This is a genomic window from Undibacterium cyanobacteriorum (assembly GCF_031326225.1).
In the GTDB taxonomy this organism is placed as follows: Bacteria; Pseudomonadota; Gammaproteobacteria; order Burkholderiales; family Burkholderiaceae_D; genus Undibacterium; species Undibacterium cyanobacteriorum.
The window spans coordinates 1,533,488-1,547,079 of the sequence record NZ_CP133720.1; the positions used below are offsets into that span (position 1 = coordinate 1,533,488).

16 protein-coding genes are annotated in these 13,592 nt (G+C 47.8%); 2 read left to right on the forward strand and 14 right to left on the reverse strand.

The features are described from left to right. Positions 1–14 precede the first annotated feature (14 nt). The 6 genes from RF679_RS06305 to modA form a co-directional block, all read right to left on the reverse strand. Positions 15–323, reverse strand: coding sequence for a hypothetical protein (locus RF679_RS06305; RefSeq protein WP_309483369.1), 309 nt, complete (start codon positions 321–323; stop codon positions 15–17). A gap of 164 nt (positions 324–487) precedes the next feature. Beyond that, positions 488–1,318, reverse strand: coding sequence for a hypothetical protein (locus tag RF679_RS06310; protein ID WP_309483370.1), 831 nt, complete (start codon positions 1,316–1,318; stop codon positions 488–490). Positions 1,319–1,476: 158 nt separating this feature from the next. After that, positions 1,477–2,379 carry a TOBE domain-containing protein gene (locus RF679_RS06315; RefSeq protein WP_309483371.1) on the reverse strand — a complete coding sequence of 301 codons (903 nt, stop codon included), beginning with the start codon at positions 2,377–2,379 and terminating at the stop codon, positions 1,477–1,479. After that, positions 2,376–3,071, reverse strand: coding sequence for an ABC transporter ATP-binding protein (locus RF679_RS06320; RefSeq protein WP_309483372.1), 696 nt, complete (start codon positions 3,069–3,071; stop codon positions 2,376–2,378). The genes RF679_RS06315 and RF679_RS06320 overlap by 4 nt, the downstream gene beginning before the upstream one ends. A 16-nt stretch (positions 3,072–3,087) precedes the next feature. Further along, positions 3,088–3,771 (reverse strand): molybdate ABC transporter permease subunit, encoded by a 684-nt coding sequence (gene modB / locus RF679_RS06325; RefSeq protein WP_309483373.1) that lies wholly within the window; start codon positions 3,769–3,771, stop codon positions 3,088–3,090. A 75-nt stretch (positions 3,772–3,846) separates the two neighbouring features. Then, on the reverse strand, positions 3,847–4,608 hold the full coding sequence (modA, locus tag RF679_RS06330; RefSeq protein ID WP_309483374.1) for a molybdate ABC transporter substrate-binding protein: 762 nt from the start codon (positions 4,606–4,608) through the stop codon (positions 3,847–3,849). Between the two features lie 522 nt (positions 4,609–5,130). Here modA and RF679_RS06335 point away from each other — a divergent pair. Both RF679_RS06335 and RF679_RS06340 read left to right on the forward strand, forming a co-directional pair. Continuing rightward, a complete protein-coding gene (locus RF679_RS06335; RefSeq protein WP_309483375.1) occupies positions 5,131–5,586 on the forward strand; it encodes a DUF2946 domain-containing protein in 456 nt (151 codons plus the stop codon). Between the two features lie 193 nt (positions 5,587–5,779). Next, complete coding sequence (locus RF679_RS06340; protein WP_309483376.1) at positions 5,780–6,382, forward strand: Crp/Fnr family transcriptional regulator; 603 nt, start codon at positions 5,780–5,782, stop codon at positions 6,380–6,382. Positions 6,383–6,767: 385 nt separating this feature from the next. Here RF679_RS06340 and RF679_RS06345 read toward each other — a convergent pair whose 3' ends face one another. The 8 genes from RF679_RS06345 to RF679_RS06380 all read right to left on the reverse strand — a co-directional run bounded on the left by RF679_RS06345 (position 6,768) and on the right by RF679_RS06380 (position 13,528). After that, complete coding sequence (locus tag RF679_RS06345) at positions 6,768–7,481, reverse strand: PepSY domain-containing protein (RefSeq protein WP_309483377.1); 714 nt, start codon at positions 7,479–7,481, stop codon at positions 6,768–6,770. Between the two features lie 134 nt (positions 7,482–7,615). Beyond that, positions 7,616–9,538 carry a TonB-dependent receptor gene (locus RF679_RS06350; RefSeq protein ID WP_309483378.1) on the reverse strand — a complete coding sequence of 641 codons (1,923 nt, stop codon included), beginning with the start codon at positions 9,536–9,538 and terminating at the stop codon, positions 7,616–7,618. A gap of 45 nt (positions 9,539–9,583) precedes the next feature. Beyond that, positions 9,584–10,066 carry a copper uptake system-associated protein gene (locus RF679_RS06355; protein ID WP_309483379.1) on the reverse strand — a complete coding sequence of 161 codons (483 nt, stop codon included), beginning with the start codon at positions 10,064–10,066 and terminating at the stop codon, positions 9,584–9,586. 133 nt (positions 10,067–10,199) lie between these two features. Continuing rightward, positions 10,200–10,730, reverse strand: coding sequence for a YcnI family copper-binding membrane protein (locus RF679_RS06360; protein ID WP_309483380.1), 531 nt, complete (start codon positions 10,728–10,730; stop codon positions 10,200–10,202). A gap of 11 nt (positions 10,731–10,741) precedes the next feature. After that, a complete protein-coding gene (locus tag RF679_RS06365) occupies positions 10,742–10,954 on the reverse strand; it encodes a hypothetical protein (RefSeq protein WP_309483381.1) in 213 nt (70 codons plus the stop codon). Positions 10,955–10,965: 11 nt separating this feature from the next. Then, entirely contained in the window at positions 10,966–11,436 is a 471-nt protein-coding gene (locus tag RF679_RS06370; protein ID WP_309483382.1) for a copper chaperone PCu(A)C, read from the reverse strand. A gap of 32 nt (positions 11,437–11,468) precedes the next feature. Next, on the reverse strand, positions 11,469–12,083 hold the full coding sequence (locus tag RF679_RS06375) for an SCO family protein (RefSeq protein ID WP_309483383.1): 615 nt from the start codon (positions 12,081–12,083) through the stop codon (positions 11,469–11,471). Continuing rightward, positions 12,080–13,528, reverse strand: a complete 1,449-nt coding sequence (locus tag RF679_RS06380) for a PepSY-associated TM helix domain-containing protein (protein WP_309483384.1) — start codon at positions 13,526–13,528, stop codon at positions 12,080–12,082. Before RF679_RS06380 ends, RF679_RS06375 begins: the two co-directional genes overlap by 4 nt. Between the last annotated feature and the right edge of the window lie 64 nt (positions 13,529–13,592).

Consider the following 13,592-nt stretch of genomic DNA (forward strand, 5'->3'; position numbering starts at 1 on the left):
ACGTCTCAGTAAGCTTATGTTGGAGCGACGAATGTCTCTTGATAGAGCCGGTCGGCACACTCTTTGAGACCATGCTCCGGTAGAAATTGTTCGCTGATGGTCAATATCGAGTACAGATTTCGTTTCAGTTCTTCGCTTGAAACCGTTTCTTGATGTAGTGAAGTCTGCAATAAGTGCAAGGACATATCGGCGAGCAAAATGCCTTGCTTGGAGAGCCAATCAGGATCATTTCTTGTCGCGGGATGCTGTTGATATGCGGTTTCTGTAAGACTATGAGCGCGCTGCCCGATGGCGAGAATTTCTTGGCGAATATCTTCATTCATGATTTGAGTTCTTTCTTGAGTGTGATCAATCGACAATAAAGAGCTTAGCTCTATGTGGCGCCGAAGGCGAGGTCGTTGTAATTTACGTTGGGGTAATTCTCGTGAGTTGAAACTTGATCGCTTTTAAAAGTACTTGCCGCGCGGGTTTCACCCGCCCTACAGGGCTACTTAATTTTTCGTATCTCATCTTCCATAAACGAATACTGCCGATCATTAATTGCTCTAATAAGAGTGGATATCTTTTCAATGCGAGCTAACAATTGACATTCTTCCTGACTGTTTTTTGCTCGGGTCGCGGATATTTTTATTAATTCGAACACGTATGGTTGCTTTTCTTGTTCAAATTGGGCGAATTTAGGAGATGTAAGTATTTGCAAAAAAAATTGTGTTGACGTTTGCGAATTCCAACCAATAGTTTTGGCCTTTGATTTTGCAAGCTGATCTAATTTATCTTGTCGTAGTTTTTCTTGATTTCGCATCACGGCAAAACTGTTCTCGATTTGGCTTCGTGCGATTTTGCTATTCGATGTTGAACCACATTGATTTTTTGGAACTTGCGTCTCTTGGGTGGTAGCGGCGTTTGCGAGATATTTTCCGCAATTTTCATTTATTCTCGTTGCTAGCTGATTTTCTACTTCTTTTCGTTCACTGAAGGCTGTAGACATCGCTTCAAATCGCGCGACCATGTCGTTGGCTTTCCCAATTTTTATATTGATTTTCTCGATTGCAGAATTGTCTTTTTGATCGATTGATTCTTTCTCTGCGTTGATTTCTGCGTGCAACGCTTCAATTTCGGAGTTCAGATTTCGTAATTCGTTGCGTCGCAGATTGTAGTTTTCTACTCCTGAGTTGTATTCATCAATTAAATTGTTGCATTGATTCTTGTTTGTCGTATTTACCGAATTCTTATTTGATGTCTGAGCGAGTGAATATGCCGTGCTAAAAGTAAAGGCTAGTGTTGCTAATATGATGTTGAAAAATTTCGATAGGTTCATGTTACTTTTAGTTGTACTAGTTGGGATTGAAAGTGGAGCTTGTGTTGTTTAAGCTTTATGTAGACGGATTGTCGAAATGTAGCGCTAGTGTGTAGGTTGGGCTGGCAAGCCCAACAGCATTGCTCGAAATCACCATTCTATACCACCTCGTTAACAGCTCACACCGCCACCCCCAAAATCACCGCAGAAGCCTTAAACAAAGCCTGTACCTGCTGTCCTTTCTTAAGCTGCATCTCTTCACAACTTTCATTGGTAATCACCGCCGACATCACGGCTCCTCCGGCTAGCGTGATGCTGATGTCGGTATTGATGGCACCTGTGCTGATGCGAGAGATTTTTCCTGTGAGGCGATTGCGCGCTGAGAGCTTGATTTGGGTGGACTCTGGGTTTTGTTCCATCAGGACGATAGAAGAAGGGCTGACGAGGGCGAATACTTCGCTGCCGATGTCGAGCTCAAGTTCCAATGTGCTGTCGTGGGTGATGATGGCGATAATGTCTTGTGCACCAGCGATGCGCACGGTGATCTCATCATTCACGGCGCCCGTTTTGATGTGGCTGACGACACCTCGATATTGATTGCGTATGCTGGTTTTCATATTCATTTTTTTGATTAAGAGCGCCTCGTCGATCAGGTGATGCAAACCTTGCGAAGCATCTTGTATGCGTTGCAGAAAAAGGGCTTGTTCTTGTTCGATGATGCGAAAATTGTCCACTAATTGTTGACCACGCTCAGTCAAACGCGTGCCACCACCACCTTTGCCACCAACGGCGCGTTCGAGCAAAGGTTCGCCCGCTAAATTATTCATTTGTTCAATCGCATCCCACGCGGCTTTGTAGCTGAGATCAATCTGCTTTGCTGCCTGCGTAATCGAGCCAGTCTCAGCGACCGCTGCCAATAAGGCAAGCCTTTGTTTGCCACCAAACTTTTCACCATTCATGTGTAGCCAAACATCGGCCTTGAGTTCGACTTGCTGCTGCGTCTTTCTCGATTTCTGCGATGTTTTCTTTTTTGCTCGCTCAGGGCTTGGTGCCGGTGCGGATGGGCGCTCAGCTTTGCTCATATCGGCGCTCCTTTCACTGGTCGACTCTTGCCCTCGTGTAGTTCCAGCAAGTGTTCGCCGAAATATGTCTTGTCTGCTTCGTCATGACTGATCAAAACAATCGGAATCGCCAGCCTTTTTTGTAACTCACGGAGTTCTTCGCGCAGCTTTTGCTTTAAGCCGGCATCGAGCGCAGCGAAGGGCTCGTCGAGTAGTAGTAAGCGCGGTTTGGTGATGAGGGCACGCGCCAATGCGGTACGCTGTTTTTGTCCACCCGAGAGTTGGTCGGGATAGTGATGCGCGAGTGGTTCAAGTTCGAAACTGTGCAAGAGTGCATCGATCTCAGGACCTTGAACTTGCTGATTTGGATTGCGCCAAGACTTGCTTAAACCGAAGGCGATATTTTGTCGCACGGTCAAATGGGGGAACAACGCATAGTCTTGGAAAACGTAGGCGAATTGACGTTCTTGTGCCGACACAAAAAGATTTGACTGGGCATCGAACAGGGGAGTGTCGCCAATGACGATCTTCCCTTGGTTTGGCTTCATTAAGCCAGCCAACATCTGCAAACAGCAAGATTTGCCAGCGCCAGAGGGGCCGAAGATGAGCAGGGTTTGTACATCGCCTTTGAATTGCACATCGAGCGTAAAACTGCTGTGCTGTTCACCTAATCGGTGCTGTAAAGTCTTTTGAAAATGGAGATCGAATTGCATGCTTAGTTTATGTCGTCTATTTCACGGTAGCACGTCGAACCGTATGGCCCGATGCGAGTCGATTGGCCAGCAGGAGTACGCCAATACACACGATTGATGCGATCAAGACCATGCTGTTGGCCAGTGCATCATCGCCTGCTTGCACGGCTTCGTAGATGGCGATTGAAAGTGTTTGTGTCTGGCCGGCGATACTGCCAGCAACCATCAAAGTCGCGCCGAATTCCCCGAAGGCGCGGGCGAAGCCCAATAAGAGTCCACCCAAGATACCCCGCCAGGCTAAGGGGAAACTAATACGACAAAAAATCGCCCACGATGACAAGCCCATGGTTTGTGCAGCTTGCTCAAATTGTGGATTCACGCTTTCAAACGCCGCACGAGCGGGCTTATAAACCAAGGGGAGGGCGACGACGGCGGCGGCGATGGTAGCGGCCTGCCACGTGAAGATCAATTGAATGCCGAAGGTCTCATACAAAAATCGTCCTAAACCACTCTTTTTTCCGAGTAGCACCAGAAGATAGTAGCCCAGCACTGTTGGTGGCATCACCATCGGCAAACTCAGCATGCTATCGAGCAGTTCTCGCCCCCAGAAACGACTGCGTGAAATGCCGTAGGCGAGTGCGGTTGCGGCAAATAAATTGATCAGCGTCGCAAAGCCAGCGACTTTCAGCGAGAGTAAGAGAGCGGTCCAGGTGATGTTCATTGGCGATGATTGATTTCGGTTGGAGATTCAAATGAATAAATGAAACGCATCGGTGAGTCCATCCTCGTCTAACGATTACAAGTTTTGAGAACCATATTTTTTCAGGATCGCCTGCGCTTGTGCAGAAGTAAGGAATTGAATGAAGCGTTTTGCCTCTGCCGTTTTCTTGCTATCTGTGGTGATGGCGATCGGATAGCTGATATCTTGTTTCAGATCGATCTGTAGGGCGACTTTGACTCTATCGCTCATGGTCATCGCATCACTCGCATAAACAAAACCTGCTTCGACTTCATCGCGTGCTACATAATCGAGCGCTTGGCGCACGTTCGTTGCGAGTACCAATTTGGCTTCGAGCGCTGTGTGCAATTTAGCATCCTGCAGCGCATGAACCGCATAGCGCCCTGCTGGAACACTACTCGGATTGCCAACCGCGATACGCTTGATCGAGGTTTGTTGTAGCGCGTTGAGCCTGTCCAGCTTGATGGTGCTGCTATTGGATTGAATCAAGACTAAACGATTGCGCGTAAAGTTGATGCGCTCTTTCGCGAGAATCATGTTTTGTTGTTGAGCGCGATCCATGGTTTCTTGATCCGCACTCGCAAACACGTCGGCGGGTGCGCCTTTAGCGATTTGCTGCAGTAGCGCACCCGAGGCGCCAAAATTTAGCAGAATTTTGGTCGAAGGGTACTTGGTTTGGTAAGCCTGTGCGATGTCTTTAAAAGCGTTGCTGAGGCTTGCGGCAGCTGAGACATGAAGGTCTTCCGCCGCGCAGGAGTTCGCATGCGATAGGAGTACGGTGAGTGCCGCTGCTTTCAGAGTGAACAGGAGTCGTGGCATTTGCGGTTTCATTTCTTGGACCTTGACCGATTGGTGAGCGCTTTGTCATAAGCTGGCGTAATATAGTGAAGTATATTACGAATCGATGGGTTGAATGAATCCTTCTTTCAAAATAAATGCGATCTAAACGTGTTCCGCAAGGGGGCGGCAACAATGTTGCAACATGCGCGAGAATGCTTTAAATGCATGCCAACCAAAATGGGGGGCTACTTGCACAAACGATGAGACTAGGGCGGTTTTTGAATGTCTTATCGAAAAGAAAAAGTAAGTTTGTCGAATGGTAATGAGGTATGCGTCGATGATGAAACTAGTCATTTTCTATTTCGAGCTTTATCGCTTCTCTGTTAAGATTTAACTAGCGTTAAATGATACATATCAAGCTTTCTGATTCAAACTTGTTTAGACTGTCAGAAAGAGAGTAAATATTTCCTTGGCGCAGAATGCGGGTGAATCGCGGAACATCTGGAACCTCAAGTAACTCTGACGAATTTTCATCATCATTACTTCAACGGACAAAAAAGCATGCGTCAATTAAGGCATCAACGATTGTTTAGCTGGATTGCGATCATCGCGATCTTGCTCAACACGTTCATGCCATTGGTGGCACAGGCGGTCGACCTACAACCCGCTCGTCAGACCAATTTATCTTGGGTTACGCAAGGCAATCAAGATAGTAACGCTTGGCAGGAGTTATGCTCTGCCTCAGGTACGATTTGGATCAGGACCTCAGCTGATGGCGCGGTTCTTGAACGGAGCACCAAGAAACCCGCGCAGGTGCCAGCACAAATACACGTCGAACACTGTGATTATTGTGTGGCTCATGCGGGATCATTTGGGTTGATCTTGGCGCTCGATTGCCATGATTTCAGCAGGCTCTTGCTCTCTGATGCTCGTCCGTTTTCATTTTCTCCATCACTCGTTCAAACCGCTTGGGTAACTCCCGCAGCGCGTGCCCCACCTCCCTTTTCTCTCATTTGATATTTATTTGTTGTCTGCAACGGTTTACTTGTGCGACTGCTACCGAGTTTTGCCATGTTGCTGGGGTTAGTTCAAATAGCGACAATTGGTCGATCTCTATAGTCAATCTTGCTGGACATCGTCGCAGACAATGTGAGTTAGTTAATGAATCTGTATAGCGTCAATTATTTCAAATTGACGAGCGAGGAGTACTATGAAACATCACTTGATTGAGCGAGGTTCGCTTCGAATTGGGGCACGTGAAGAATTAGGTAATGAGGATCTTGGTAAATTGTGGCGCATCGAATCGGGCACGATGCGGATTGATGTAATTGCTGAGGACGGCCGCAGCCATTTTGTTCGCTTGGCGATTGTAGGCGACATACTTGGCATGGAGGGCGTGGCTGGCGTCACAGAAAGACTAGTTATTCGTGCTCTGACGAAAGTGGTTTTGTCGCCGGTGAAGTTGGCCGAAGAAGGTCAGCTTATGCCTCTTGCCTTAGAGTCTTTGGCTCGCGCCCACCAACGCTGTCGGGACGTTGTGAGCTTGAGAACTGGTGCAGTAGAAGACCGCGTTAAACGTCTCTTAAGAATGTTAAGTTCTCGGGAAACCCCAGAGGGCGATAGTTTAGTCTGCAGCTTGCCAAGTTTGGGGAATATGGCAGAAATTATTCACGCCACTCCAGAAAGCGTCTGTCGTGTCTTGGCAGCTATGCGTAAGCAGCATCTGCTTCAAAAGACGACCATGAGCAATATTCGCAGTAAGGGACTTGATTTCCACAAGCACCGCATTGTTGCGCATGCCCTGGCGGCCTGAACTACTGATTTTCAAGCATCGGACCAATAATTCAATTGTTACTTTGTGTCGTTGGTCGGTGCTTGACGCACAATTTGTGATTGTGAAAAGATGACCAGCAAACAGGTAGGTCCCGCATGATACTTACATGGGGAGTGTGATTGATGTGATGAAATTTAAGTAAAATATTGCAGTTGGCTTGCTTGATTGTTTTCGCTTGAACGTTCTAAATGGTGAAGGTCTATCTCGCAAATGGCCTAACTCATGGAAGGTTCGTAGTATCATTAGTGTGAAGTTCCTTCCTGTTTTGCCTAATATGAACTTTCTTGAGACATTCGCATTATTTTCTTTCATTTGGTTGGAGATTTATGTGTTCGCGTGAGCGTGGCTACTAGAAGCCGAAAGGCTAGAAACGTCCACGTAATAAATTTCGCACACTCAAAACGATGCCTGTCACCATCATTAACATGGCAAAAATCGTAGCAACACGCAGTAGCGTGTTATTGAAATCTTCACCTTCGGCATAGTCCATCACATGTAGTCGCCAAAAGAAGTCATACCAAACCCAAGCATCAGTGCGCACAGTAATAAATTCACCCGTCTTTCCGTCAAAATACAGGCGTGTGTTTTGTTCGTCTTTGAACTTCACTTGCCAGACGTTTGGTCGGCCCGCCAGTTCCTTGACCATGCCGAGTTGCGTTGGGACCTGAGTTAGAAGTTTTGCTTGAACAAGGTCGCCACCTCCGCGATAAGCTTGACGCGCAAAAGTTTCGATCTGTGCTTGGTTCGGACTCGCTAGTTGTGATCCGCGTTGATCAAGGAGTAAGGTCTTGTTCTCAAACTGCAAACGTAGTGCCGTGCCTTGCGGGACCTGCACACTTTGAAGTGCAAGTAGCCTGCCGTGTTCGGTCGGAAGTTTCTGTAATGCGAGATGCCAGTCTTGAATGAAGATGGCTTCGGGTTTGGCAACTAGATCTTTCCCTTTGATGGCTGTTTGAAAGGGAACTATCGCAAAGAACAAACCACCTGCAATCCATGCAAGCAGTTGCAGGCCAATCAAGTAGCCTAACCAACGATGCCAACGAAACCAGTTTGCCGGGCGTTTCCAAAAACTTTTCATGGGCATCTCGTTCGAAAATTAAATGCGCTTTTTCATGGCGTAGATTACCTAGGCGCATTGCGTGGACGGGGAAAGGTATGTCGGCCCTTGCAGTGAGTTCGGTGAGACCCGCTGCAAGGGCAGGATACGACAATTTAGAAACTAGCAGCAAGACCGATCTGTGCAGAGCGACCTGGCATCGGGTAACCAGGACGATAAGCATAATCGCGATCAAATACATTTTCCAAGGCGAGGAAAATTTCACCCCGTTTTCCTAAAGCGGGAATTGGATAGGCAATGCGGGCATTCGTCACTGTAAATCCGTCCACTTTTTCTTGGTTCACTGCACCTGCCGCACGTGGGCGGTTTAGCGCCCACACGTCGGATTGGCTTTGCACATCGACGCTCACACGTAAACCAGCGACATTTGCATTTAAACCAGCAGTAAATGCACGTTTCGGTGAGTACGGTAAATGCTCAATACTTGGGTTCATAACGGTGACGCCAGCAAACAAACTCAGGTCTGCATTTACTTCAGTTCGCAAGGCCGCCTCAGCACCCTGATTGTCATAGGAGCCGAGGTTTAAAAATTGTGGTGGTGGCGGCACTTCTGGTGGGAAACCGAAAACATAGCGGTTCTTGACTTTGTCTTTGAACAGACTCACATCCAATTGGGTTGCGCGGCTTAGACTCAGTTTTGTGCCAAATTCGAGATGATCAAGTTCTTCTGCACTGAGCTTTTGCCAGCTATTTCCCAACGGCGCAATTAAGGACGACAAGACAGTTGTTTCTAAGCCTGGATAATTAATCCCGCGAGATGCTTGTATAAAAAATTGGGCTTGCTCCGAAATCAAACTTAAACCAAGCGTAGGCGTTTGTTTGGAATCAAATTGATTGTGTTGGTTGAAGCGAATTCCAAACGAGGGGATTGCGCGCCAGTTTTGATCGATCGGCAGCTCTTGGCGCAGGCCGAGGAAGATCGATGTAGCCTTAAAAGTGGGGGCGGCGAAACTTGCACTTGGAGCGGGCGAGATACGGTTGAATTTAACTGAACCCTCGAGACTGTCTTGGTCTAAAGCGAAGTTAATGAAACCACCTTGCCAAGGACTAAATTCTTCTTTCCAACGCAGGCCTTGCATACCGAAATGGGTTAAGGTGTCTCCATCGAGGCCACTTTGTTGTAACCAATTGCCATCACCTTGATTCCGGTAAAAACGGAGTTCACCTTTCCATAAGTCGTGTTGATGCGTGACGCCCGTGGAAAAAAGCGAGGCTTTAGTATCATATTTGGGGGCCACGGCGGGTAAGTTTGTTCTTTGATCGCCAGGGTCGCTAGCATGGTTGTCAACGGCTAAGAAACTCGCATTTGCCGACCAATTGCGATCGATACGGTAGGCAAAACTACCCATCGCATTTTTTAATTCACCATCCGCATTGAGGCGGTGTCCGTTCGACTTTGCGTAGCCTTGGGCTAGTGAGAAGTCGAGGTCGCCGCTACGAGCAGTGACATCTGCTTGTTCGACCACGGTTGAAAAAGATCCCGCAGAAACTCGGATGTTTGCTTCACTTCCTTCTTTGTTTGCACGTTTGGTTTGCAAATTGACCGAGGCAAAGTTGTTTCCATTGACTTGCGGCTGTGGACTCTTGAAGACCGTCACGGATTGCATGCCATTGACCGGCAAGAGGTCAAGCAGAGGATGGTTCCACACGCCCATATAAAAAGGCACGCCATCGATATAAGTTTTGATTTCGCTACCAGGGCGACTCACACCCATGCCGCGGATAAACACCGCACCACCTTGATCACCACCAAAGGCGCCGACCGGATTGTAACGCGCGATTTGCACGCCAGGCGTGCGTCGCAACGCAGAAGCTAAATCGACCGCATTCTGATCGCGCAATTGAGCTTCGGTGACGAGCGCTGCGCTGCTTGAATAGGGATCAATTTTGACATCTTCAATGATAGGGCGGGCGCTGATGACGACCGTCTGTTTATCTTGATGAGACTCTTGTGCAAAAGTGTGTCCAACGACAATGCTTGAAATCGCGAGGGCGATCGGTAGTTGTTTGAATTTCATATATAGACTTGATGGATTGAGTTATTAAGGTATCGCGTGAATCGTTTAAGGATGATGTGGATGTTTTTCGGTCTTTTCATTTTTATTCGCGCGGTCAGCATGGTGGTTGCCTTGCATTTCTTTAAGCGAAATGGTTTTCCCGAAAGAGTCGAAGAGTTTGATTTTTTGTTGATCCAATTGAGTTTCTGCTGCTTTCAGTGCGTTTGCTAATTCATGCGCTTGCGCTGTTGGGATTCCTATCTCGATGAGGTTTTTCGCCACAGTTAATCCTTGGCCTCCGCACATGGTGATTTCCCAATTCCCGTTTGTTTTCTTGAGAAGTGCGCGGCCACCTTTTTCGCCTTGTATCCAATCTGCGATGGCGTAGTCGGCCACAGTAACAATAGGTGAGGTTTGAACTTTACTATTAGCCTGATCGTAGGTGGAGGCAATCAAACTCTGAATCGCCTTTTGTTCGGGATTGAGTTGTTGTGCAGAGAGGCTACAGCTGGCTGCGATGAGCATGAGGGTACAGATGATTTTGAACATAGAATGGCTTCCTTTTTCGATTGAATTACTGTCGCAATCCGTTTGAACCTTTTGTTATAGGACTTACGCAAAACAGACACTAGCGTCGTTGGTTCGCTTAGCTAGCGCAATTTTGCGTAAGTCCAATGTGAGATTAATGTTGATGTTCCGGCGCGACTTTCGCTTCCACTTCTAAAAACGGAGCTGGTGCTTTCAAGCCTTTTGCGCTTTGACCTTCGGCTGGAATTTCCACCCAATCCCAACGGCCCTTCTCGCATAGCTGGGTGACTTTGAAATAGATCTTGCCTGGAGTGTCGGCGAGTTTGACTTGAATTGAAAATTCGTCGTAGTAAGCGTCTGGCAAAAGGCCGCCGCTCCATGTCACCTCACGTACGTCTTTTTCTATAGTTTTGCCATGTGAAGTATAGGATTTACTCAGCGGGGCGATCGTGGTGTCGATTTTCCAACCTGCTTTGGGCATAGGTTTAGCCCCCATGGCCGTTTCGGGCAAACTGACTTTGACGGTATGTGTGCCGCTGCCCTCGCAACCGTGGCCAATTTTAAAAGTCAGCTTGTGGTAACTACCAGCCACTGCTTTCGGCTGCTCAAGGCCAACGTGCGCGGCAGCGAATGAACTCAAGGTGGAGATCAACGCGAATGTCGTGATTTGCTTTGCGAATTTCATGTTGTTCCTCCTTATTGTTGGATAGGGCCTGCAGACGCAGGCTGATTCGGTTTTTGTTCGGCTACAAAAGGTTTGAGATTAAACCGAACCGTCTCTGCGCTAGGCTTGGGATGCGTAATGCGCTCATAGTAAAAATTGAACGCATGCCATACTGATAGCGCGGTAATCGCGGCGACTGAAAAGCAGGTGAGTAACATGCGTAGATCGACGGTCGGTTTGTTCATGATTTTTCCTATTACATTTTGTGGGAAGAGCTTGTCAAAGATTTGGCCGTGGCTTTGACTTCGATGTTTTCACGTTTCTTGTCTTTGTTTTCGATGACAAGAGTGATGGCCACCGTATCGCCTTCTTTTACTGGTTTGTTGAGATCGATGAGCATGATGTGATAGCTACCAGGTTTGAGTTCGACAGTTTTGCCTGCTGGCAGATCGAGACTTGCGATTTCGCGCATCCTCATCACGTCTTTATCCATTTCCATCGTGTGTAATTCAACTTTTTTCGCTGCATCCGATTGCGCCGCGACGAGTTTTGCATCTTGGGTTGCAGTGATTTGCAGAAAGGCGCCTGTTACTTTTTGTGGACCCACTGTGGCGCGTACCCAGGCATCTTTGACGGCGACCTGCGCGTGCGCAGTGAAGCTCATGGCGGTCGTGATAGATATTGCAGCGATAGTTTGGGCTAAGATTTTTTTGAATGTCAGTTTCATGAAAATTTCTCCGTTTGGGTGGGTGAGTCGTTTTACTGGTGATTCATTAAGGTTTTAATGTCTGCCACATACTGCTCAGCAGTGTGCTCATGCCGCATAGCGAGGCGAATTTTGCCATTGGGATCAAACAAGTAACTTAGTGTGGAGTGGTCCATCGTATAGTCGCTTCCGGTTTTGACTTTGGCGTAAAACACTTTAAATTCATCCGCGACTTGTTTAGTTTCTTGTTCGTTGCCGCGTAAGCCGATGAAGCTAGGGTCGAAGGCTTTGGTATATTCCGCCATCAGCTCAGGTGTGTCGCGCTCTGGGTCTATGCTAATGAAAATCACTTGCAAACGTTCGCCGTCTTTGCCCATTTGCTGTTTCATGGCTGCAGCGCGCGCTAACGCTGTAGGGCAAATCGCTGGACATTGTGTAAACCCAAAAAAGACCAAGACATACTTGCCGCGAAAATCTTGTAGGCTGCGGGTTTTCCCTTGTGGGTCTCTCAACTGAAAATCACGGTAGGCATCGGCCCCGGTAATGTCGATAGCATTGTAGCTCGGCGGTAGCTTGTCGCAGCCTGTGATGCCGGGCATTGTCAGGCACAGCAAAACGGCGCTGAGCAAGCATTTGATGGAGTTGAAGTGACGTAATACGTATTTCATGCTGCGGCTTCTTTCGATGTTTTGGAACGAATCAAGGCGGTGAGGATTTCCACCACAATCAAAATTACTAGGCTGATACCAAACACCGGTAAAGCATAAGCAAACACCGCGAGCGTGATCCATAAGAGCAATGGCACAGCGCGTAGGCTTTTGTTTGAAACCTTCGGTGCTGAGATTGTTTGAGGCTTGCGACGTTTGAGCCACATCACGAAACCTGAGATGACCGCGAAAATCACGGAGAGTGCAACCACCACTAATAGCGCTTGATTCCACCATCCAAATTCACCGCGATGAAAGGGAATGCCAACGGCGGTTGCTTTGGCTAATAGTGGAAGATCCTGCCAGCCCGAGAAGTACAAAATTTCTCCTGAATAGGCATCGACACTCATCTGAAAACGCTTAGCTGGTTGGGTGCGATCAAAGCTTTCTATGCGCCAAACACCGTGGTCGGTTTTAGGTGGCGTCAATTGCATTTGTATGCCGGGTACTTTTTTCTGGGTGATGTCGTAAATCGCCTGGGCGCTAAGGGGAGCGTGCTCGTTTGGTGTTGAACGCAATTGCATCGGTGCTTTAGGAGAACTTTGTCCTAAAGCGGATTGTAATTGACGGAAATTGTCGCCTGCATACTTGGCCCATGTGATGCCGGTGATGATGATAGTGAAGGTTAGCAGTAAACTACTGATACTGACGATGCTGTGAAAATAACGCCAATCACGACGCGATTTGTTGTTGGTGCTGGGATCTCGACGATCTCGCACGAACACACTACGCCAGTTGGCACTGCCACGCGGCCACCATAAATACACGCCGCTCACTAGCATGAAGAGCATCCAGCAAGCTCCCAATTCGATCAGCCAACGCCAGCTTTCGCCTTGTAGGAAAGTAGAGTGAAGCTTTCGAGCCCACTCTTTAAAGCGACCCTCTTCGGCAATGCTGCCTTGAACTTCGAGCGTGCCTGCGTTGACGTAGGCGATGAAGGGAAGTGATGAGGTGGAGGCACTTGATGCGGATGCTGTTTTGTTGGCGCTATTGTGTTGATGTTGCGCGTGTTCTTCACTAGTATCGTTTTTGCCGTCAGAGCCATTGGCCATCGTAGACTTTGCTTTCTGCGCGCCTGCGCTCTGTGCAGCGCGTTTTTTCTTTTCACCAAAGAAGATTTGTGTGGTTTGCTCTGTGTCTACGCTAGGAACGATGCTGCGAATCGTTTTTCCGGGGAATGCTTGTTGTGCAGCAGCGATTTGCCGGTCCAGACTTTGCACAGGTGCGATCGCATTCGCTCTGTCGAGTGAGGCGTGTCGCCATGCTTCGATTTGAGGTGTGAAAATGTAGAGAAGACCAGAAAATGCAGCGAATAAAACGATGGGTGCAGTAACCAACCCCGACCAAAAATGGAGGCGCCAAAATAGTTGAGGTAACAAACTGCTAGTCTTATTTTCTGTTGCCATTGCTGCTTTCCAATCAATTGATGGTGAATGCTCGCTGTAGAAAAAAGTCTGGTGACTAAATGGA